Source organism: Vogesella aquatica, from assembly GCF_028548455.1.
GTDB classification, from domain to species: Bacteria; Pseudomonadota; Gammaproteobacteria; order Burkholderiales; family Chromobacteriaceae; genus Vogesella; species Vogesella aquatica.
Map to the genome: position 1 here is coordinate 124,844 of NZ_JAQQLF010000004.1, position 21,693 is coordinate 146,536.

Sequence of the window (21,693 nt, forward strand, 5' to 3'; positions counted from 1 at the left end):
GCGCGGGCTTTACGGCGGCAGCGTGCTCGGGCAAGCTGCCGTTTTCCTTGCCGCATGCCGTTTCCATGTCTGCTTACCGCATCCTGCTGGCCGAAGACGAGCCGGCCATCGCCGATACTTTGCTGTATGCCCTGCAACGCGAGGGCTGGCAGGTGCGGCACTGCACGCTGGCGCGCGATGCCGAAGCCGCGCTGGCGGCCGAGCCGCCGCAGCTGCTGATCCTGGATATCGGCCTGCCGGACGATAGCGGCCTGGCGCTGCTGGGCCGTTTGCGCCGCTACAGCGAGCTGCCGGTGATGCTGCTGACCGCCCGTGCCGACGAGGTGGACCGCGTGCTGGGGCTGGAGCTGGGCGCCGACGACTACGTGGTGAAACCATTCAGCCCGCGCGAGGTGGTGGCGCGGGTGCGTGCCATCCTCAAACGCAGCCAGCCCGCGGCGGCGGCGGCCAACCCTGGCGGCCTGTTCTGCCACGAGGCGGCGGCGCGGCGCATCCGCTTTGCCGGCCAGGCGCTGGCGTTGACGCCGTCCGAATACCGCGTGCTGGCCACGCTGCTGGCACGGCCGGGGCAGGTGTTCAGCCGCAGCCAGCTGCTGGACGCGCTGGGCGAGGCAGCCGAGGACAGCTTCGAGCGTACCATCGATAGCCATATCAAGAGCCTGCGCGCCAAGCTGCGCCAGGTGCGCGCCGACCTCGACCCCATCGTCACCCATCGTGGCTTCGGCTACGCGCTGGAGCAGGGCTGATGCGCTTTTCCTGGCGTATTTTTGCGGGCTACTTCCTGCTGCTGGGGCTGTTGGCCGCCTACGTGGTGAGTGTGGTGCGCGACGAGATCAAACCGGCGATGCGGCGCTCGGCCGAAGCGGTACTGCTGGACACCGCCAACCTGCTGGCCGAGATGGTGCAGCCGGACATGGTGGCCGGCCGGCTGGACGATGGCCGCCTGGCGGCCACGCTGCAGCGCTTTGCCGCGCGCCAGCCGCAGGCCGAGGTGTGGGGCGTACGCCAGGATCATACCCAGCTGCGCGTCTACCTTACCGACGCCCGTGGCGTGGTGTTGCTGGATTCCGCCGGCCAGGCGGTGGGCCAGGACTACAGCCGCTGGCGCGACGTGGCGCTGACGCTGCGCGGCCAGTACGGCGCGCGCAGCACGCTGGCCGATGCGGCCAACCCCTTGTCTACCGTGATGTACGTGGCGGCGCCGGTGCGCGATGGCCAGCGCATTATCGGCGTGCTCACCGTCAGCCGGCCCAATCTGGCGATGCAGCCGCATATCGAACGCAGCGAGGCCAAGCTGGGGCGGCTGATCGGCGTGGTGCTGTTGGCCGCGCTGCTGCTGGGGGCGCTGTTTTCGTGGTGGCTCAGCCGCGGCATTACCCGCCTGACGCGCTTTGCCGACAGCGTCAGCGCCGGGGGCAGCGCACCGGTGCCGCATTTCGCCGCCAACCGCGAGCTGGACACGCTGGCGCAAGCGCTGGGCCGCATGCGCAGCGAGCTGGACGGCAAGGCTTACGTGGAACACTACGTGCACGACCTGACCCACGAGCTGAAGTCGCCGCTGGCCGGCCTGCGCGCGTCGGCCGAGCTGCTGCAGGACGACCTGCCGCCGGCCGAGCGCGCGCGATTTTTGCAGCACATCGACAGCGAAAGCGTGCGTTTGCAGCAGATTGTCGACCACCTGCTGCAGCTAGCGTCGCTGGAGGCCACCGGCCGCCTGAAGCAGCCGCAGCCGTTGCCGCTTACCGAGCTGCTGGCCGGCGAACTGCAGGCGCTGGCGCCGCAGCTGGGCGCGCGCCGCGTCACGCCGGTGGCCACGCTGCCGCAGGCCATGGTGGCGGGCGATGCCTTCCTGCTGCGCCAGGCGCTGCGCAACATCCTGCAAAACGCCATCGACTTTACCGCCGACGAGGGCTGCATCAGCCTGCAATTGCTGCCGGTAGCCAAGGGCTGGCAGCTGCAGATCGCCAACGACGGGCCACCGGTGCCGGACTACGCGCTGGGGCGGCTGTTCGACCGTTTCTACTCGCTGCCGCGCCCGCACGGGCCGAAGAGCAGCGGCCTGGGCCTGGCGCTGACGCGCACCATCGTGCAGCTGCACGGCGGCGATATCACGCTGACCAACCAGCCACCGGGCGTGTGCGTCACGCTGCGGCTGCCCGCCAGCGATGCGGCCAACCCGCTGGCGCGGGTGCTGGCCTGACACCGTCTCCACACAATCTCCACATAGCGTCCACGTTCCCTCCATACGGCGGCGGCAAGCTGCCGGCATCGCCAATCACGGAGGGAGAGCATGATGAAAATGGGATGGAAAGCGCTGGCACTGGCCGGCATCGCCTTGTTGATGCTGCTGGCACTGGGCCTGGTGCGCAGCCTGCTGGACGAACGCCAGCAGCGCGCCGAGGCGGTACAACACGAGATTGCGCAGTTCAGCGCCGGCGAGCAGGCGCTGGGCGGCCCCTATCTGGTGCTGCCCTACACCGTGACGGTGGGCAAGTGGCAGCCGGCCGACAGCGGCAAGGGTGGGCGCTGGGTGGAAAGCCAGCAGAGCAAGCAGCTGTTGCTTAGCCCGGCGCAGTTGACGGTAGACGGCAAGCTGGCGGTGGAGCTGCTCAAACGCGGCCTGTTCGAGGCGCCGGTGTACCGTAGCCAGCTGCAGCTGGCCGGGCAGTTTCGCATCCCCGCACTGGCGGCTTACGAAGAGAAAGCCGGCAGCGACAGCGAGCGGCGCAGCACGCGCTGGGGCACACCGTATCTGGCGCTGGGGGTGGACGACGTGCGCGGCATCCAGCAGCTGCAAGGCCAGGCCGGCAAGCAGACGCTGACTTTCGTGCCGGGGGCACGGCTGGCGCACAACCCGCGTGGTGTGCACGCGCCGCTGGCACTGGCGGCGGCCGAGCCGTTACTGAGCCAGGGTCAGGTGCTGGGCTTCCGCCTGGGGCTGCAGCTGGCCGGCAGCAGTGCGCTGCTGGTGGAGCCTGCCGGCGACAGCACCACCGTCAACCTGGCGGGTAACTGGCCGCACCCGAGCTTTGCCGGCAATTTTGCGCCGCAAAGCCGCAGCGTGGACGCGCAGGGCTTTCGCGCCCGCTGGCAGACTACCGAGCTGGCCACCGGCGGTAACGCCTGCCTGCAGGCCAAGAGCGGCTGCGAGCCCAATCGCGTTGGCCTGCGCCTGCTGGACCCGGTAGACCGCTATGTGCTGAACGAGCGCACCATGAAGTACGCCGAGCTGTTTGTGTTGCTGATGATGGGCGGCGTGTTCCTGCTGGAGGTGATGCACCGCGTATCGGTGCACCCGGTGCAGTACACCTTGCTGATGCTGGGCCTGGCGCTGTTCTTCCTGCTGACATTGTCGCTATCCGAGCATCTGGGTTTCAACGCGGCCTACTGGCTGGCGGCGCTGGCGTCGGTAGCCATGCTGGGCAGCTACGGCAGCAGCGTGCTGGCTAGCTGGCGCGGTGGCGGGGTATTTGCCGCCATGCTGGGGGCGCTGTATGGCCTGATGTTCATGATCTTGCAGTCGGAAGACATGGCCTTGCTGATGGGCAGCCTCAGCCTGTTCGGCCTGCTGGCGCTCACCATGTATTTCACCCGCGGTATTGACTGGAGCAGCCTGGGCGGCGGTAACCAGCCCGATACCTTGGCTGTTGCAGCTGGCGATGGCGATGGCGATGCGGCCAACCCGCCACCAGCAGCGTAGCGCCCGCCGTCAGCCCGGGGGCTGGCGGTATTGCAGCGGCAGCTCCAGCTGCTGCATGGCGGGGTCGGTTTCCTGCAGCCGTACCCCTACGCCCAGCAGGCGCACCGCCTTGCCGCCACGGGCGTAGCCGGTGTGCAGCAGCTGGCAGTAGTTGGCCGCATCCAGGCTGTGGCCGCTGCATTCCACCGTGGTCTGGGTGAAGTCGGCAAATTTGATCTTGACGGTGAGCCCGCGAAAACGCGGGCTGCCGGTGCGTTCCAGCCGCTGCGCCAGCGTGGCCAGCAGGCCGGGCAGCTCGGCTTCGCAGCTGGCCAGGTCGGGCAGGTCGCGGGTGTAGGTTTCTTCCACGCTTACCGATTTGCGCTCGCGTTCCGGCTCTACCGCGCGGCTGTCCTGGCCGCGTGACAGCTCGTACAGCGTTTTGCCCAGCTTGCCAAAGCGGCGCAGCATGTCGGCCAGCGGCAGCTGTTGCAGGTCACCGCAGGTGTAAAAGCCCTGATGGCGCAGCTTGCTGGCGGTGACTTCGCCTACGCCCCATATTTTTTCTACCGGTAACACGCGCACAAATTCGGCCACCTCATCCGGCCGCACCAGAAACTGCCCGTCCGGCTTGCGCCAGTCGCTGGCGATCTTGGCCAGGAATTTGTTGGGGGCGATGCCGGCCGAGGCGGTAATGCCCACCTCGCTACGGATGGCGTCGCGGATAGCCTGCGCCATCAGGCTGGCGCTGCCCTGGCAGTGCGGTTGGCCGCTCACGTCCAGGTAGGCTTCGTCCAGCGACAGCGGCTCGATCAGCGCGGTATAGCGCTGGTAGATGGCGTGTACCGCCAGGCTGGCGTCGCGGTAGCGGGCAAAGTCCGGCGGCACGATCAGCAGCTGCGGGCACTGCCGCAGCGCCAGCGACGACGGCATGGCGCTGCGCACGCCGAAACGGCGCGCTTCGTAGTTGCAGGTGGCGATCACGCCGCGCTGGCCGGGCTGGCCGCCCACCGCCAGCGGGATGCCGCGCCACTCGGGGCGGTCGCGCATTTCCACCGCGGCAAAAAAGCAGTCGCAGTCGATGTGGATGATCTTGCGTTGTACGCTCAAGGCGCCGCCTTACTGCCCGCTATCGGCGGCGCTGTGGTCGCTGTGGCCCAGGTGGCGCTCGGGGGCGATGCGGTCGCGCACGCGCTGTTTCAGCAGCTTGATGTCGGGGAAACCACCATCGGCGGCACGATCCCAGATCTGCACGCCATCGACGTGCACGGTAAATACGCCGCCGCTGCCGGGCTGCAGCGCCACTTCGCCCACGTCTTTTTCAAAGGTGGTGAGCAGCTCTTGCGCCATCCAGGCGGCACGCAGCATCCAGCGGCAGCCGGTGCAATAGCGAATGGCAATACGGGGCAGGGCAGGGGGTGTCATGAAGGTTGGCCGCAGGAGTAAAGAGGGCCATGGTAATGCCGACGCGAGGGCTTGCAAACTGCAGGGTGGGGGACGTTGCACCGCCGCCTTGATCCGCTACTTTCTGTGTTGTATGTGTTGTGGCTCCTGTGGAGCTCGTCTCTCCTCCATCACCCGGTCTTCTTTGGAAACCTGGCGCAATGCTTTGGGAGGCAGGGTGCAACGTGGGGGCCAGTGTGCATCAAGTTGGCATGTCAGGCCAGCACAGTGCTTGCTTGTCAGACAATATTGCGCTGCAGCATGTTACATCCAAGCAACGTTTGGTTTGCTATTGCTTGCAATTCAGTTTCAATAAGCTCTGTTTATGACAAAGGCGATGCACTTACCGTATCGGCAGCGGCTGGGCATCAGCCAGGAAGCGCTCCAGTGCGCCGGCCGGTAGTGGCTTGCTGATCAGGTAGCCCTGGGCGTAGTCGCAGCCATGACGCGCAAGGAAGCGTGCCTGCTCTATGTTTTCGATGCCTTCTCCGGTGACAGACGCGCCCAGGGTGTGGCCCATCGCCACAATCATGCGCACCAGGTTGCTGCCGGCTTCGCTGTCGGGCACGCGGTCCAGGAATAGCTTGTCGATTTTCAGTTTTTCCACCGGAAAACGGCGCAGGTAGCTGAACGAGGCGTAGCCGGTACCGAAGTCGTCAATGGCGATGGCAATGCCCTGTGCGCGCAGCTTGTGCAGATTGCTGTCGATCTCCGGGGTGTTGCGCAGTGCCAGGCCTTCGGTCACCTCCAGCTCCAGCGCTTCGCCCGGCAGGTGGTGGGTGGCCAGCAGGGCGGTCACACTTTCGGCAAAATGCGGGTCTTCCAGCTGTAGCAGCGAGATGTTGATGGAAATGGTGAAGTGTTCCAGAAAGCGCAAGCGCCAGCTGGCCGCGTGACGGATGCCTTCTTCCAGCACCCAGGCACCAATGGCGTGGATGGCACCGGTTTCTTCGGCCATGGGGATAAAGTCGGCAGGGGATATCAGCCCCATTTCGCTGTGCTGCCAGCGCACCAGCGCTTCGGCACCGGCGATGCTGCCGTTTTTCAGCGACACGTACGGTTGATAGTTCAGTAGCAGCTCATTGCGGGTAATCGCCTGGCGCAGTTCGGTCTGCAGGCGGTTGCGCCGCCGCCAGTTGCTATTGATGTCGGGGTGGAAGCGTACCCAGTCGCCCGGGCCTTCGCGTGACATCTGCAGTGCCATCTCGGCGTGTTCCAGCAGTGATTCGGCGTCGTTGGTGTCGTGCGGGTAGAGCGCCAGGCCGATGCTCAGGCGGATGTACAGCTGCTGCCCCTGGATGTCCAGCGGCCGCGCCAGCAGGGTGCTCAGGTGGTCTACGCGCTGGCACAGGCTGTCTTCCTCTGGGCTGAGGATGAGCAGGGCAAAGCGGTTATCGGCATTGCGTGCCACCATTTCGCCATGCCCGATGACGCTTTCCAGCCGTTTGCCCAGTTCGCGGATAACGTGGTCGCCGTTATCGCGGCCGTATAGCTCGTTGATATTGGTGAGGCCTTCTACCGCCAGCATCAGGCAGCCTAGCGGCTCGCAGTTCTGCGGGCTCTGGCTTTCTTTCTGCTGGATCAGCTCGTCCAGTTGCATCAGCAGCCGGCTGCGGTTGGGCAGGCCGGTAAAACGGTCGTAGTAGAACTGGCGGTATAGCTCGCCCTCGGCGTGCAGGCGCGCGCGCGACTCCATCACCAGCGCCAGGATGTCGGCGGCGGAACAGACAAAGTTGATCTCGTCCTGCTGCCATTGACGGTGCGGCGTTTGCGACTCGGCACACAAAATGCCCTGGTGCAGCCCGCCTACCACAATGGCAGCGTCCAGCATGGCGCTGACATCACGCGCTACCAGATAGGTACGCAGTGAAGCCAGGCGCTCGTCCAGCTGTGCCTGGTGGCTGGCCAGATAGCGGTGCTGGCGCATGGCCTGGAAATAGTCTGCGTGGCTGCTTTGTTCCAGCTGTTCACCGTGGCTGAATTGCCCGCTGATGGCGTTCAGGCTGGCCAGGCAGAGCAGCTCTTTGCCGTCAGGGCTGAATTGCCACACGCTGATACGGTTTACTTTCAGGGTCTGGCTCAGTAGCGGTATGACTTCTTCCAGGTATTCGCGCAGCTCTTGCTGGTCGTCGCGGCGGCTGGTCACCAGGTTTTGCAGGGCCTCGCCTTGCTGCTGCAGTCGCTCGGCCTGCCGCAGGCTATGGCGCTGCCAACGCTCTGCCATGCGCACGATGGCGGCACCCAGCAGCAGGATCACGCACAGCAGCAGCAGGCTTTGCGGCAGGATGCGCTCCAGCATGTTGTTGCCGGGGGTGCGGCTTGGCCACGCCAGCCAGGCCAGCGTCTGGCCGTTGTTATCCTGCAGTGGCAAGGCAGTCAGCTCCGGCGGGCTTTGCGGGGTGAAGTACAGGCGCATCTGCGGAATCAGAAAGTCGGCACTGAGCTGCTGCAGGCTTGGTTGGTCCATATAGCGTGCAAACACCAGATAGCGCTGCTGCGGGCTGCGCGGTGTCTTGCTCAGCTCTGGTGTAATGCGCTGGATGGACAGCATCAGGATGCGTGGTTCGGGGTGGCCGGTGAGCGGGTTGACCGTATCGAGGCGCAGGAGCTGGCTGGGCATGGCGCCCGCGCTGGCCTGGCTGTAGCGGTCGGTATGGCGCAGCAGGGCCAGCCATTGATGGTCGGGCAGGGGCAGCGCGCGTTCTGGCGGGTTCACCAGTATGCCGTTCTGCCGTGCCTGCAGCACGCCCGCGCTGGCATCGACCAGCAGGGCCAGATGCACGTTCAGGTTGTGGTACACCGAGGCGGTAAGGTTGTCATTCAGCCACGCCAGGTCAGGTTGGGCGCGGTTGATCTTGTCGTTCATCTCGTCCCAGTTGGCGTAGTCCTGCAGCGCATTGGCCAGCTGGCGGCGCTCACGAGCCATCTCCTGGCTCAGCGCCAGCTGGCTGATGCGCCGGGCCTCGTCGTCCACATCGCTGGCGGCAGACGCAGCCAGCCACCAGATGCCCAGGGTGCCGGACAGGAAAATCAGCACCAGCAGCAGGGCAGGGCGAAAGGGTTTATGCAGGAACGGGCTCATGGCGGCAGACAGCATCGGACAGGTACAAAGCATAGCAGTTTGCACCCCGCCCCTGCAGGCAAAGGCGCCGCCTTGTCAAAAAAGCATCATATGCGTGTGACAGACTGGCGGCTTTCATCGACACGTGTATTACTCAGGGGGTAGCAATGAACAACAAGATCATTATCGCCATGGCAGTGTCCGCTACGTTGGCCGCACCGGCCTGGGCGGCAGAGAAACCGGTTTTCCCGACACTGACTGGCAAGGCACCCTTGGTGATTGCCCACCGTGGCGCGTCCGGCTATATGCCCGACCACACGCTGGAAGGCTACGCCAAGGCCATCGAGCTGGGGGCTGATTTTATCGAGCCGGACCTGGTGGCCACCAAGGATGGCGTATTGATTGCCCGCCACGAGCCGAACCTGAAAGACACCACCGACGTGGCCAAGCGCCCCGAGTTTGCCAGCCGCAAGCGCACCATGAAGGTAGACGGCAACGATGAAGAGGGCTGGTTTGCCAGCGACTTTACCCTGGCCGAGATCAAGACCCTGCGCGCCATCCAGCCGCGCGGCGACCGCAGCAAGGTCTTTGACGGCCAGTTCCAGGTGCCGACTTTCGAAGAAGTGCTGGCGCTGCGTGAAGCCAAATCGAAGGAAACCGGCCGCCAGATCGGCGTTTATCCGGAAACCAAGCACCCGACCTACCACCAGCAACTGGGCCTGGGCCTGGAAAAACCGTTGGTGGCGCTGCTGCAGCAATACAAGCTGAACCGCAAGGATGCACCGGTGTTCATCCAGTCGTTCGAAGCGGCCAACCTGAAACAGTTGCGCAAGCTCACTGCCAACAAGCTGGTGTACCTGCTGGACGCCAACGATGTCCGCCCGGACGGCAGCATTGACGCCAACGTACCGTACGACCACGTGGTGGCCGGCGACAAGCGCACCTACGCCGACATGCTGACCCCGGCGGGCCTGAAAGAGATCAAATCGTTTGCCGACGGTATCGGCCCGTGGAAACCGTACCTGCTCAGCTGGCAGGCGATGGTAGACCCGAAAACCGGCAAGGCTGCCGACGTGGATGGTGACAAGGTAGTCGACCAGCGCGATATGACGCTGACCGAGCCAAGCGACGTGGTGAAAAACGCGCACAAACTGGGCCTGCTGGTGCACCCGTACACCTTCCGCAACGAGTCCAAGCACCTGGCGGCCAACTTCCAGGACAGCCCGCTGGAAGAATACCGTGCCTACTTTGCGCTGGGCGTGGATGGTGTGTTTACCGACTACACCGACACCGCCGTAGCCGCGCGTCGCCTGTTGCAAAAATAAGCAGTTGTTGCTGACAAAAAAGGCTGCCTTCGGGCAGCCTTTTTCATTGATCGTGCGATAGCGCAGCCGCTTAGTGGGCGTGGGCAGCCGGCGCGCCGTCTTCCACTTTCACGTCTACCTTCACTTCACCGGCTTTCTCGAACTTCAGTACCAGCGGGAATTTGTCGCCCACCTTGGCTTGTTGCTTGATGTCGAACAGCATCACGTGCAGGCCGCCCGGGGCCAGTTTGGTGGCTTCGCCAGCCGGTACGGCGATGCCGCCCGCTACTTCGCGCATGCGCATCACGCCGTTGTCGTTAACGTGAGTGTGCATCTCGATCTTGCCAGCTTGCGGGCTGGTGGCCGAAATCAGCTTGTCGGCGTCCTTGCCGGTGTTGTTGATGGTCATGAACACGCCGGCAGTCGGGCTGGTGGCCGGCATGGCACGGCTCCACGGGTGGCCGATTTTCAGCGCGCCGGCGGTGTATTCGTGTGCCAGGGCAGGCAGGGACAGCAGGGAGGCCAGGGCCAGGACGGCGAGTTTGCGCATGGGAGATTCCTTTGCAGAAGTAAATGACATCAAGGTTGGCCGCAAGGCTACCACTGCCGCGCCTGCGGCACATTGCCCTGCGACAAAATGCCGCACCCGCAATGCCTGTACCTGCGGCAGACATGTGCGTCATGTCGGGCTCGCGCCGCAATTTTATTGTCTTTGGCCGTGACGGCGTGCAGGGCGGTGCCAGCTGGCTACAATGGCGGCCAACCCATCCGTGAAGTGCATCATGATCAAGGCGCTGTATCTGCAGTTTTTCTTTGGCGGGCTGGTGAGCCTGCTGGTGATTACCAACCCGCTATCCAAGATTCCGCTGTTCGTCAGCCTGACGCAGGGCATGAGCGAGCTGCGCCGTGCGCACCAGGCGCGCATGGCCTGCGTGTACGCGGCGGCCATCATGCTGGTATCACTGCTGGCCGGTAACGTCATCCTGGGTGCGTTCGGCATTAGCTATGGTGCGTTGCGTATTGCCGGCGGTTTCGTGGTGGCCACACTGGGTTACCGCATGCTGTTTCTGTCGCAAGACCCCGGCATGACGCCCAGCACCAAGCGGCGCGAGGATTACTCGTTCTTTCCGCTGGCGATGCCGGGTATCAGCGGGCCAGGCACCATCGCGGTGGTGATCGGCATGGCCACCGAAATCGCCGAGCTGGATAACCATACCGCGCGCCTGCTGGCCTTGGGTATGACTACGCTGGCCATCTTTGCCACCTGCGCCGGTATCTTCCTGCTGCTGCGTTCGGCCGGCTGGATCGCGCAGCGCATCGGCCGCGCCGGTACCGAGGTGCTGGGGCGGCTGATGGGCTTTTTGCTGATCTGTGTCGGCGTGCAGTTTATTGGCTCCGGCATCCGCACCTTCATGGCCGGTTCCTGACAAGATCGTTCAAAACGGCGTGGTGGCCTTGTGCCAGAATGCAGCATGACTGCCGCCCGCCCCGAACACGCCCGCTTCTTCCGCGCCGACGACATCGCGCCGCTGGAGCTGCTGGACGCCTTCTACACCCGCCAGGTGTTTGCCCCGCACTTCCATGAGGAGTACGTGGTGAACACCCTGCACTGGGGCGCGCAGTCGTATCACTGGCGTGGCGGTACCCACGTGGCCGGGCCGGGGGCGCTGATCCTGATCAACCCCGGCGAGGTGCACACCGGCCGCTCGGCGCACGACGCCGGCTGGGGCTACCACGGCTACTACCCGTCGGCGCAGCTGATACAGGGCCTGGCTAGCCAGATGGCGGGCAGGCCGGTGTCCCCTTTTTTCCGCGACACCGTGGTGTACGACCCCGAGCTGTGGCAGCGGCTGTGGCAGCTGCAGCCCTTGCTGCGCGACAGCCACGACCGCTTGCTGCGCGAAAGCGTGCAGCAGGGCATCTTTGCCGACGTATTGACCCGTCACATGGGCGTGCGCGAGGCGGCCTTGCCCGACGCCGCGCCGGCGCTGCAGCGGGTACGCAGCCTGCTGGCCGACCGGCTGGCCGATAACCTGTCGCTGCAGCTGCTGGCCGACGAAGCCGGGCTGTCGCCGTGGCACCTCAATCGCCGCTTCCGCCAGCAATTCGGCTTGCCGCCGGTGGCGTGGCGCAACCAGCTGCGCGTGGCGCGTGCCCGCAGCCTGTTGGCGCAAGGTATGGCACCGGCGCAGGTGGCGGCGCAGCTGGGTTTTGCCGACCAGCCGCAGCTGACGCGTGCTTTTCGCGCCGCACTGGGCATCACCCCTGGCGCCTACCAGCGTACGGTAAGGGGCCGCTAGCCGCCCGGCGCAAGATCGTTCAAGCCACTACCGCGCGGCTGCTGCAAAGTGTAATGAATCAGCCGGCGCTATCGCAGCGATACTGCGGCCAACCTTCAACCTGTGGAGTCTTGCATGAACCCTACCCGTTCCGCCTTGCTGGCGGGCGTACGCGACACGGTGCCGATGCTGGTGGGCGCGGCACCGTTTGGCGTGATCTTTGGCACGCTGGCCATCGCCAGCGGCATCCCCGCCTGGGCGGTGCTGGCGCTATCGGCGCTGGTGTTTGCCGGCTCGTCGCAGTTTGTGGCTGTCAGCCTGATTGGCGGCGGTGCGGCGCTGCCGGTGATCTGGCTCACCACCTTTGTGGTGAACCTGCGCCACGCGCTATACAGCGCCAGCCTGCTGCCCTACGTGCGCGATTTGCCGGCGCGCTGGCGCTGGCCGCTGGCGTTCTGGCTGACCGATGAAACCTACGCCGTGGTGGAGCACCACCTGCGCGCGCACGGTACGGCGCAAGGCGGGGTGTGGTACTGGCTGGGCTCGTCGCTGGCGATGTACCTGAACTGGCAGCTGTGGACGGTAGCTGGCGTGCTACTGGGGCAAAGCGTGCCGGGCCTGGCTAGCCTGGGGCTGGACTTTGCCATGGTGGCCACCTTTGCCGCCATCGTGGCGCCGCAGCTGCGGCAATACCCGGTGCTGGCCGCCGCGCTCGCGGCGGGTGCGGTGGCGCTGCTGGCGCGCCATCTGCCCTACAAGCTGGGGCTGATGCTGGCGGCGCTGGCCGGGGTCGGGGCCGGGATGTTGGCCGAAAGGTTGGCCGCAGGTCGTACACAGGAGGAACAAGCATGACGCAGCCATTGTGGTTGGCCATCCTGGGGATGGTGGTAGTGACCTACGGTATCCGGCTGAGTTTTCTGGTATTCGGCCACCGGCTGGCGTTTCCGCCGGCCTTGCAGCGGGCGCTGCGCTACGTACCGGCGGCGGTGCTGACCGCGCTGATCGTGCCGATGGCGCTGGCGCCGCAGGGCGACATCGACTTGAGCCTGGCCAATGCCTACCTGCCGGGTACGCTGGTGGCCGGGGCGGTAGCGTTTTACAGCCGGCAGACGCTGCCGGCCATCGTGCTGGGTTTTATCGCCTACGGCGTGTGGCGCTGGCTGTTTTGAGCTAGCTGCCCGGCAATGCGCTCGGCGGCTTCGGGCGGGCCAAAGAGCAGTGTCAGCCGCTGGCGCCAGCTGCGTGCGGCCAAGGCTTCGCGCAGCATGTCGCGCCACTCCACCACGCTGACCCACAGCGGGTTGTGGCTGTTGACCGGCTTGATGGTGCCGTAGTCGCACGGCGTATCGTCGCGCTCGGCCACGTAGCTGCCGAACAGGCGGTCCCAGATCACCAGCACGCCGGCGTAGTTACGGTCGACATAGCAGGGGTTGCGTGCGTGGTGGCTGCGGTGGATGGACGGCGTGTTGAATACGTATTCCAGCCACCCCAGCTTGGGGATAGCCTGGGTATGCACAAAAAACTGGAACGCCAGGTTCAGCAGCACCACGCCCACCACCAGCGGCGGGGCAAAACCCAGCCACGCCAGCGGCAGCCAGAATGCCCACATGCCGGCCAGCGGGTACATCAGGCTCTGGCGGAATGCAGTAGAGAAGTTCATGCGGGTGGAGCTGTGGTGCACGCTGTGCGCCGCCCACAGCCAGCGCACGCGGTGGCTGGCGCGGTGGAACCCGTAATACAGAAAGTCTTGCGCCAGAAACAGCAGCACAAAATGGCCCCAGCTGTGGCCCAGATCGAACAGCCGGTGCTGCTGGTATACGTACTGGTACAGCGGTATCACCGCCAGCCAGGCCAGTTTGTCGGCGCCCTGGTGCAGCAGCGCCAGCGCCGCGTTGCAAAGGGTGTCGCGCCAGCTGTAGATGTCGTGGCGGCCGCGCCTGGCCCAGTACCATGCCTCCCATGCCACGCAGCCCAGAAAGACGGGGGCCAGTGCCAGTAGCAGCAGCTCGATATTGAAACCCATCATGCCTCCTCGTGTTGTGGCCGCGCCGTCGTGGCGGTGCGGTCCGTATAGCGGCCTTGTCTAGAGTCGCAGCTCTATATTGCGGAGGGTGAGGTGGTTTTGCAACGATCGTTTGAATGAAGGTGGTATCAAACCAGCCCGATGTACCCAAAGTACCACGCATAAAAATGCGGCCAACCCCGGGCAGGGTTGGCCGCAATGTGGCACGGGCCAGGCGTGTTCAGCGTTTGGTGTTGCCGATACTCATCAGCATGCCCAGCGCCACCGCCAGCGACACCGTGGCGGTGCCGCCGTAGGACATGAACGGCAGCGGTACGCCTACCACCGGCAGGATACCGGCCACCATGCCCATATTGACGAACACGTAGACGAAGAACGACAGCGTGATGGCACCGGCCAGCAGGCGGCCGTACAGGGTTTGTGCGCGGGCGGTAATCAGCATGCCGCGGGTAATCACCCCCAGATACAGCGCCAGTAGCAGCAGGTTGCCGGCCAGGCCGAACTCTTCCGAGTACACGGCAAAGATGAAGTCGGTAGTGCGCTCGGGGATGTAGTCCAGGTGCGTCTGGCTGCCATTGAGCCAGCCTTTACCCCACGGCCCGCCCGAGCCGATGGCGATCATGGACTGGATAATGTGGTAGCCGTCGCCCAGCGGGTCTTGCATGGGGTCGATCAGCGTCAGTACGCGGCGGCGCTGGTAGTCGTGCAGCAGGTTCCACACCACCGGCAGGCTGGCGAGGAAGGCTACCAGGCCGCCGATGATGATCTTCCACGACAGGCCGGCAAAAAACAGCACAAAGAAGCCGGCACCCATGATGAGCACGGCGGTTCCCAAATCCGGCTGCTTCAGCACCAGCGCGCCAGGTACGGCAATCAGCGCTACTGCCACCAGATAGTGCCGCCAGTTCAGCGTGCTTTCATACTTCTGGAAATACCAGGCCACCATCATCGGCAGCGCGGTTTTCATGATCTCGGATGGCTGGATGCGCACAATGCCCAGGTTCAGCCAGCGGGTGGAGCCGTTGACCGTAACGCCGAACAGCTCTACGCCGACCAATAGCAGCACGCCGGCCGCGTATAGCGGCGGGGCAAAGTTCATCACCGTTTGCGGGCGGGCATTGGCCATGATCCACATCACGGTAAGGGCCATCACGGTGTAAACCAGCTTGTTGTCTATCTTGTGCCAGCTCTGGTTGGACGCCGAGAACAGCACCAGCATGCTCATCACGAAAATGCCGGCCAGGAACGCCATCAGCCAGCCGTCAAACGGGGCGGCAATGGCATCCCAGATTCGTTTAGCGAGCGGCGCTTGCATCTTGCTTGTCTCCTGCCTGTGCCGGCTGCGGCATGGTAATCAGTTTGCCTTGCAGCTCGGCCGGTACTTTACCGGTGAGGGCAAAGTCGCTGACCGCACGGGCAATCGGCGCGGCGCTGGCGGCACCGAAACCGGCGTTTTCCACAATCACGGCAATGGCAATGCGTGGCGCTTCCACCGGTGCAAAGGCAATAAACCACGAGTGGTCGCGGTACTGCTCTGCCAGTGCCGCCGCGTTGTACTTGGCGCCTTGCTTGATCTGTACCACCTGGGCAGTACCGGTTTTGCCAGCCATGGTATAGGTCAGCCCTGCGGCCAACCTGGCGGCGGTACCACCGGGGCGCATCACGGCAACCATGCCGTCTTTCACGTGCGCGTACAGCTCGGGGCGGAAGGCCAGTGTGCGAACCGGCTTGGGCTCCACCAGCCGCACCTTGCCGCTGCCGGCCTGGGTAATTTCCTGCACCAGGTGCGGTTTGAACACCTTGCCGTCGGCCGCCAGGATGGCGGTGGCGTTGGCCATTTGCAGCGGGGTATAGGCGTTAAAGCCTTGGCCGATGCCCACGCTGACCACGTCGGCCGGGTACCAGCGGCGAACCTCGGGCTTGAAGCGGGCAAAGCGTTTTTCTTTCCACTCTTTCGAGGGCAGCACGCCGCTGGCTTCGCCGTCCAGGTCGATGCCGGTTTTTTGCCCCAGGCCAAACTGCCCCACCAGCGGGTGGATGCGGTCTATGCCCATATCCCAGGCCACGCGGTAAAAGAAAGTGTCACTGGAAACGGCAATGGCCTTGCTGATGTTGACCATACCGTTGCCGCGCGGGTTGGAGTCGCGGAACTGGTGGCTGGAGCCGGGCAGGGTAAAGAAGCCTGGCGCCGGGCGCAGATCGTAGGGGCCGATGGCGCCAGACTGCAGCGCAGCCATGGCCATGAACGGCTTGAAGGTGGAGCCCGGCGGGTACAGGCCGCGCACGGCGCGGTTGACCAGCGGTTTTTGCCAGTCTTCGTTCAGGCTTTTCCAGGTGGCACTGTCGATGCCATCGATAAACAGGTTGGGGTCGAAGCCTGGTTTGGATACAAAAGCCAGCACGCCGCCGGTTTGCGGGTCGATGGCCACCAGCGCGCCACGGCGCTGGCCAAACAGTTTGTCGGCTACCTCTTGCAGGCGGATATCCAGCGCCAGCTTCAGGTTGTTGCCGTGTAGCGGCGGTGTGCGGCGCAGGCTGCGCACGGCGCGGCCGCCGGCATCGGTTTCTACCTCTTCAAAGCCGTTGGTGCCGTGCAGCTCGGCCTCGTACACCGCCTCCAGCCCCAGCTTGCCGATATGGGTGGCACCACGATAGTTGGCCAGCTTGTCGTCTTCTTCCAGCTTTTGCTGGTCGCGCTGGTTGATGCGGCCGATATAGCCCAGCACATGGCTGGTGAGCTCTTTGTACGGGTAATCGCGGAATAGCCTGGCTTTCACTTCTACCCCGGGAAAACGCCAGGCGTTGGCCGCAATGCGCGCCGCTTCTTCTTCGGAGAGCTTCAGTTTGAGCGGTACCGGCTCGAACTCCTTGCTTTCGGCGAGAAACTTGCGGAAACGGCGATCATCGCGCGGCGTGATCTCTACCAGGCTGCCCAGCGCCTTGATGGTAGCTTCCATGTCGTCCATTTTGGCCGGGGTGATTTCCAGCGTATAGGCAGCGTGGTTCTGCGCCAGTACCACGCCGTTGCGGTCCATGATCAGGCCACGGTTGGGCTGTACCGGCACCAGCGAAATACTGTTGTTCTGCGCCAGCGTGGCAAAGTGCTCGTACTGCATGACCTGCAGCCAGATAAAGCGTGCGGCCAGGGTCAGCAGCATCAGCACCATGAAGCCGTAAGCAATCACCAGGCGCAGCTGGAACTGGCTTTCTTCGGCCTGCGCGTCTTTCAATCGGGTAGGGCGGTGCATGCTTATAGGGTGTGGTGACGGTAGGGCAGCAGCAGCAGCTTGGTCAGCAGCGGCCACAGCAGTGCGCCCATCAGCGGGGGCAGGAAGTAGCCGGCGCCGACAAAGGCCGAGCCCAGCGCCAGGCGTGCCAGCGCCATGATCAGCTGGTTGGCCAGCATCAGGGTCAGCACGACCAGTGCTTGCTGGCCCAGGTTGAACATCACCAGCTGGCGCTGGCGCAACATCACCAGATAGGTGGTGACCGAGTAGGCCAGCGCGTGCTGGCCAAACAGGCTGTTGGTGCTGACGTCAACTACCAGCCCGATCAGGAAACCCATGCCGATGCCGATACGGCGCGGCTGGTTGATGGCCCAGTACAAGATAAGCAGGCCGACAAAATCCGGCAGCCAGCGGGTAGAGCCTACCGGCAGCGGTAGCAGCTCCATCATCAGTGCCAGGGCGAAGGTCAGGGTGATGAAGCGGCGCTTCACCGGCTTGAGCAGCTCTTGCGGGCGGTCGTAGCTCATGAATCAGCCTTCATCCTCGGTGTCTTTTTTCTTTTTTGGCTTGGCAGGCTGCGGCGCTGGCGCCGGGCGTGGCGGCATGGCGGCACGTGGTGGCAGCACCAGCATGTAGCGGCTGGACTGCACACCGGCAATGCTCTGGCACAGCACACGGGCAAACGAGGCCCCTGCCGGGCGGTCTACCCGGGTAACGCGTGCTACGGGGATGCCTTCGCTGTACAGGCCGTCAATGCCCGATGTTACCAGCAGGTCTCCCTGCTGGATGTCGGCGGCTGCCGGCAGGTAGCGTACTTCTACACCGCCGCCATAGCCGTATAGCAGCGAGCGCTGGCCGGTACGCTGGTTGACTACCGGCACCATCTGGTTTTTGTCGATAATCAGCGTGACTTCGGCGGTAAGCGGTTGCACACGGGTGACCTGGCCTACCAGGCCACGCTCGTCCACTACCGGCAGGCCTGCGGCCAACCCTGCGTCCAGCCCCTTGTCGATGATGATTTTGTAGGAGAACGGGTCGCGCGCAGTGTATAGCACCTCGCCCAGCTGCCCGGCTCGCAGGCTGTCGGTGCGCAGGCTGTTCAGTGCCTTGAGCTGCTGCACTTCCTGCTCCAGCGAGGTCAGCCGCGCCAGCCTGGCGGACTGCGCCAGCTCGCGGCTGCGCAGGGCAGCGTTTTCCTGCTTGAGCGCAGTCTGGGTAATGAAAAATTCGCCAATATGCGCTGCGGCCGCCATGGGCATGTTTACGGCACGCTGTATCGGGTAAAGCACCACCGACAGGGCATCACGGGTGCGATCCATCAGGCCGAACTGGCTGTCTCCCACCAGCAAGGCCAGCGAGGTGAGCGTGCACAGCAGCAACTGCGAGCCGGGGCGCAGGCCCTGGTTGGAAAATCTGGGGGTATTGGCGAAGTTCATGCAGCCGTGCGCCACCCTTTGCAGAGTGGCGCCTGAAGAAGCGGTAAATTACGGTACGTTGGTGAAGATGGTGCCAGTCTTGTCCATCTTGTCCAGCGCCTTGCCGGAGCCGCGTACTACGCAGGTCAGCGGCTCTTCGGCCACGAATACCGGCAGGCCGGTTTCTTCGGCCAGCAAGCGGTCGATGTCCTTCAGCAGCGCGCCGCCACCGGTCAGCACCATGCCCTTGTCGGCAATATCGGCACCCAGCTCTGGCGGGGTTTGTTCCAGCGCGATTTTCACCGCAGACACGATCTGGTTCAGCGGCTCGGTCAGCGCTTCCAGGATTTCGTTGCTGGACACGGTAAAGGCACGCGGAATGCCTTCGGCCAGGTTGCGGCCTTTCACTTCCATTTCGCGCACCTCGGCCCCCGGGAAGGCGGAGCCGATGGTCTTCTTGATCTCTTCGGCGGTGGTTTCGCCGATCAGCATGCCGTAGTTGCGGCGGATATAGTTGATGATGGCTTCGTCAAACTTGTCACCACCAACGCGTACCGAGTTGGAGTACACCACGCCACCCAGCGAGATCACGCCTACTTCGGTGGTGCCGCCACCGATATCCACCACCATGGAACCGGTGGGCTCCTCTACCGGCAGACCGGCACCGATGGCGGCTGCCATCGGCTCTTCGATCAGCTCGACACGGCGGGCACCGGCAGCCAGAGCCGAATCCTTGATCGCACGGCGCTCTACCTGGGTAGAGCCGCACGGTACGCAAATCACGATGCGCGGGCTGGCCGAGAAGAAACGGCTGGGGGTGACTTTCTTGATGAACTGCTTCAGCATCTGCTCGGTCACGGTGAAGTCGGCGATCACGCCGTCTTTCATCGGGCGGATGGCCTGGATGCTGCCCGGCGTGCGGCCCAGCATTTTTTTGGCTTCCAGACCTACGGCCAGGATGGATTTCTTGTTGGTTGGCGCATCGCTGTGGATGGCTACTACCGAAGGCTCGTCCAGGACGATGCCCTTGCCGCGCATGTAAATCAGGGTGTTGGCCGTGCCAAGGTCGATGGCCAGATCATTGGAAAAGTAGCCGGTGAGCGAGCGAAACATATGGCAGTCCTGAGAATGGTATTTGTGCGGCGGCATGAGTTTACCGCATCGCAATGGTGGCGGTTTTGGACACCGCGCCGGCAAAAGGTTCACTATTTTTTTCAGTAAAACCGCTGGCATTTTTATAGCGCGATGCCCTTGTATTCTTGGGCGAAACAAACCAGTTATGATACCCTACAACGCTTGAATTATTAAAGGTTTTGACGAGGACGCCATGTCGCTGACCCATCAGGATGTTGCGCGGATTGCGCGACTCTCCCGCATCGCCGTGACCGACGCCGAAATCGAGGCGGTCGGCAGCCAGCTCAATAATATTCTTGGCCTGATCGAACAGATGCAGGCAGTGAATACCGACGGAATAGAACCGATGGCGCACCCGCAGGATGTTTCCCTGCGCCTGCGCGAGGACGCGGTGACCGAGCCCAACCGCCGCGACGCCTGCCAGGCGGTGGCGCCGCAAGTGGAAAAAGGTCTGTTCCTGGTTCCCAAGGTCATCGAATAACGCGGCCAACCCTGGCCGCAGGCTGCCCCGCATGGGCAGGCCATTCTGGACGAACATCAAGACAAGATGATTAACGCCACGCTCAAACAATTATCGCAACAGCTCGCCACCGGCCAGGTATCGGCCGTGGAGCTGGCCAATGCCTATCTGGGCCGCATCGAGGCGCTGAACCCGGCGCTGAATGCCTTCATCACCGTAGACCGTGAAAAGACCCTGGCCGAGGCACTGGCAGCCGATGCGCGCCGCGCCGCTGGCCAGGCCGGCCTGCTGACCGGCGTGCCCATCGCGCACAAGGACATTTTCTGCCAGCAGGGCTGGAAGACCAGCTGCGGCTCGAAGATGCTGGATAACTTCATCTCGCCATACAGTGCGCACGTCATCGAGCAGTGCCAGGCCGCCGGCCTGGTGACGCTGGGCCGCGCCAATATGGACGAGTTTGCCATGGGCTCGTCCAACGAGAACAGCTTCTACGGCGCGGTGAAAAACCCGTGGGATGTCAACGCCATTCCGGGCGGCTCGTCCGGTGGTTCTGCTGCTGCCGTGGCTGCGCGCCTGGCGCCGGTGGCTACCGCTACCGATACCGGCGGCTCCATCCGCCAGCCGGCCAGCCACTGCGGCGTGACCGGCATCAAGCCGACTTATGGCGTGGTATCGCGCTTCGGCATGGTGGCTTACGCCAGCTCGCTGGATCAGGGTGGCGTGATGGCGCAGACTGCCGAAGACTGCGCGCTGATGCTGAACGTGATGGCCGGTTTTGACGAGCGCGACTCCACCAGCCTGGAGCGCGCCCGCGAAGACTACGCCCGCGACCTGGCGCAGCCACTGGCCGGCCTGCGTGTGGGCCTGCCGCGCGAGTACTTTGCCGATGGCCTGGCGGCAGACGTTGGCCGCATCATCGACAACGCCGTGTCCGAGCTGAAAAAGCTGGGTGCCGAGGTGGTGGAGGTGAGCCTGCCCAATACCCAGCTGTCCATTCCGGCTTATTACGTGATTGCCCCGGCAGAAGCGTCGGCCAACCTGTCGCGCTTTGACGGCGTGCGCTACGGCCACCGCGCCGACGAGTACAAAGACCTGGTGGACATGTACGAAAAATCGCGCGCCGAAGGCTTTGGCAGCGAAGTGAAGCGCCGCATCATGGTGGGTACCTATGTGCTCAGCCATGGTTACTACGATGCCTACTACATCAAGGCGCAGAAAATCCGCCGCCTGATCGCCAATGATTTTGCCGCCGCCTTTGCCGGCTGCGACGTGATTCTGGGGCCGGTAGCGCCGACTGCCGCGTTCAATCTGGGCGAAAAATCCGGCGACCCGGTGCAGATGTACCTGTCCGATATCTACACGCTGTCGGTTAACCTGGCTGGCTTGCCGGCCATGAGCGTGCCGGCCGGTTTTGCCGACAATGGCCGCCCGGTAGGCCTGCAGATCATCGGCAACTACTTTGGCGAAGCCAAAATGCTGAACGTGGCGCACCAGTTCCAGCAGGTCACCGACTGGCACAGCAAGGCGCCGGCGCTGTAAACATTTTTTCGCCACGGAACCACGCGGAAAGCACGGAATGCAGTCTGGGAGCGGTATGTTGTTTTTGACAAAGCTGTCTGCTGAGCAGGCGTTCCAGTTTCTTCTGTGTTTTTGGTGTGTTTCCGTGGC

The 21,693-nt window shown here is 64.0% G+C and carries 21 protein-coding genes; 10 read left to right on the forward strand and 11 right to left on the reverse strand.

Annotated features, from left to right (window positions below; genetic code table 11):
* The first annotated feature begins 65 nt into the window (after positions 1-65).
* From creB to creD, 3 genes are all read left to right on the forward strand, one after another.
* A complete protein-coding gene (gene creB / locus PQU95_RS03610) occupies positions 66-746 on the forward strand; it encodes a two-component system response regulator CreB (RefSeq protein WP_272750729.1) in 681 nt (226 codons plus the stop codon).
* Positions 746-2,200: a two-component system sensor histidine kinase CreC gene (gene creC, locus PQU95_RS03615; protein WP_272750730.1), complete on the forward strand. Its 1,455-nt coding sequence runs from the start codon at positions 746-748 to the stop codon at positions 2,198-2,200. Before creB ends, creC begins: the two co-directional genes overlap by 1 nt.
* Positions 2,201-2,290: 90 nt before the next feature.
* Positions 2,291-3,700 carry a cell envelope integrity protein CreD gene (creD, locus tag PQU95_RS03620; RefSeq protein WP_272750731.1) on the forward strand — a complete coding sequence of 470 codons (1,410 nt, stop codon included), beginning with the start codon at positions 2,291-2,293 and terminating at the stop codon, positions 3,698-3,700.
* A gap of 9 nt (positions 3,701-3,709) precedes the next feature.
* Here creD and dinB read toward each other — a convergent pair whose 3' ends face one another.
* The 3 genes from dinB to PQU95_RS03635 form a co-directional block, all read right to left on the reverse strand.
* Entirely contained in the window at positions 3,710-4,789 is a 1,080-nt protein-coding gene (dinB, locus tag PQU95_RS03625; RefSeq protein WP_272750732.1) for a DNA polymerase IV, read from the reverse strand.
* A 9-nt stretch (positions 4,790-4,798) separates the two neighbouring features.
* Complete coding sequence (locus PQU95_RS03630) at positions 4,799-5,104, reverse strand: Rdx family protein (RefSeq protein WP_272750733.1); 306 nt, start codon at positions 5,102-5,104, stop codon at positions 4,799-4,801.
* A 361-nt stretch (positions 5,105-5,465) separates the two neighbouring features.
* The gene (locus tag PQU95_RS03635; RefSeq protein WP_272750734.1) at positions 5,466-8,237 is read right to left on the reverse strand and encodes an EAL domain-containing protein; all 2,772 of its coding nucleotides are present in this window, start codon (positions 8,235-8,237) and stop codon (positions 5,466-5,468) included.
* A 113-nt stretch (positions 8,238-8,350) separates the two neighbouring features.
* On the opposite strand from PQU95_RS03635, the gene PQU95_RS03640 reads away from it, so the two are divergent.
* On the forward strand, positions 8,351-9,508 hold the full coding sequence (locus PQU95_RS03640) for a glycerophosphodiester phosphodiesterase (RefSeq protein ID WP_272750735.1): 1,158 nt from the start codon (positions 8,351-8,353) through the stop codon (positions 9,506-9,508).
* A 70-nt stretch (positions 9,509-9,578) separates the two neighbouring features.
* Here PQU95_RS03640 and PQU95_RS03645 read toward each other — a convergent pair whose 3' ends face one another.
* A complete protein-coding gene (locus tag PQU95_RS03645; protein WP_272750736.1) occupies positions 9,579-10,037 on the reverse strand; it encodes a copper chaperone PCu(A)C in 459 nt (152 codons plus the stop codon).
* 232 nt (positions 10,038-10,269) lie between these two features.
* Between PQU95_RS03645 and PQU95_RS03650 the strand changes: the two genes are divergently transcribed.
* The 4 genes from PQU95_RS03650 to PQU95_RS03665 all read left to right on the forward strand — a co-directional run bounded on the left by PQU95_RS03650 (position 10,270) and on the right by PQU95_RS03665 (position 12,935).
* Positions 10,270-10,914 (forward strand): MarC family NAAT transporter, encoded by a 645-nt coding sequence (locus PQU95_RS03650; RefSeq protein ID WP_272750737.1) that lies wholly within the window; start codon positions 10,270-10,272, stop codon positions 10,912-10,914.
* A gap of 45 nt (positions 10,915-10,959) precedes the next feature.
* A complete protein-coding gene (locus PQU95_RS03655; RefSeq protein WP_272750738.1) occupies positions 10,960-11,787 on the forward strand; it encodes an AraC family transcriptional regulator in 828 nt (275 codons plus the stop codon).
* Positions 11,788-11,901: 114 nt separating this feature from the next.
* Complete coding sequence (locus PQU95_RS03660; protein WP_272750739.1) at positions 11,902-12,618, forward strand: AzlC family ABC transporter permease; 717 nt, start codon at positions 11,902-11,904, stop codon at positions 12,616-12,618.
* A complete protein-coding gene (locus PQU95_RS03665; protein ID WP_272750740.1) occupies positions 12,615-12,935 on the forward strand; it encodes an AzlD domain-containing protein in 321 nt (106 codons plus the stop codon). The genes PQU95_RS03660 and PQU95_RS03665 overlap by 4 nt, the downstream gene beginning before the upstream one ends.
* Here PQU95_RS03665 and PQU95_RS03670 read toward each other — a convergent pair.
* From PQU95_RS03670 to PQU95_RS03700, 7 genes are all read right to left on the reverse strand, one after another.
* Entirely contained in the window at positions 12,908-13,792 is an 885-nt protein-coding gene (locus tag PQU95_RS03670) for a sterol desaturase family protein (protein ID WP_272750741.1), read from the reverse strand. The two genes, PQU95_RS03665 and PQU95_RS03670, sit on opposite strands and share 28 nt — an antisense overlap.
* A gap of 217 nt (positions 13,793-14,009) precedes the next feature.
* Positions 14,010-15,104, reverse strand: a complete 1,095-nt coding sequence (gene rodA / locus PQU95_RS03675; RefSeq protein WP_272750742.1) for a rod shape-determining protein RodA — start codon at positions 15,102-15,104, stop codon at positions 14,010-14,012.
* Complete coding sequence (gene mrdA, locus PQU95_RS03680; RefSeq protein ID WP_272750743.1) at positions 15,085-17,037, reverse strand: penicillin-binding protein 2; 1,953 nt, start codon at positions 17,035-17,037, stop codon at positions 15,085-15,087. The genes rodA and mrdA overlap by 20 nt, the downstream gene beginning before the upstream one ends.
* A gap of 2 nt (positions 17,038-17,039) precedes the next feature.
* Positions 17,040-17,543 carry a rod shape-determining protein MreD gene (gene mreD / locus PQU95_RS03685; RefSeq protein ID WP_272750744.1) on the reverse strand — a complete coding sequence of 168 codons (504 nt, stop codon included), beginning with the start codon at positions 17,541-17,543 and terminating at the stop codon, positions 17,040-17,042.
* Between the two features lie 3 nt (positions 17,544-17,546).
* Positions 17,547-18,452: a rod shape-determining protein MreC gene (gene mreC, locus PQU95_RS03690; RefSeq protein WP_272750745.1), complete on the reverse strand. Its 906-nt coding sequence runs from the start codon at positions 18,450-18,452 to the stop codon at positions 17,547-17,549.
* A gap of 48 nt (positions 18,453-18,500) precedes the next feature.
* On the reverse strand, positions 18,501-19,544 hold the full coding sequence (locus tag PQU95_RS03695) for a rod shape-determining protein (protein ID WP_017507473.1): 1,044 nt from the start codon (positions 19,542-19,544) through the stop codon (positions 18,501-18,503).
* 40 nt (positions 19,545-19,584) lie between these two features.
* Positions 19,585-19,773, reverse strand: coding sequence for a hypothetical protein (locus PQU95_RS03700; protein ID WP_272750746.1), 189 nt, complete (start codon positions 19,771-19,773; stop codon positions 19,585-19,587).
* Between PQU95_RS03700 and gatC the strand changes: the two genes are divergently transcribed.
* Together gatC and gatA are read left to right on the forward strand one after the other, a co-directional pair.
* Positions 19,759-20,046, forward strand: a complete 288-nt coding sequence (gatC, locus tag PQU95_RS03705) for an Asp-tRNA(Asn)/Glu-tRNA(Gln) amidotransferase subunit GatC (RefSeq protein ID WP_026107698.1) — start codon at positions 19,759-19,761, stop codon at positions 20,044-20,046. The genes PQU95_RS03700 and gatC overlap by 15 nt on opposite strands.
* A 66-nt stretch (positions 20,047-20,112) precedes the next feature.
* Entirely contained in the window at positions 20,113-21,564 is a 1,452-nt protein-coding gene (gene gatA, locus PQU95_RS03710) for an Asp-tRNA(Asn)/Glu-tRNA(Gln) amidotransferase subunit GatA (protein WP_272750747.1), read from the forward strand.
* Positions 21,565-21,693 lie beyond the last annotated feature (129 nt).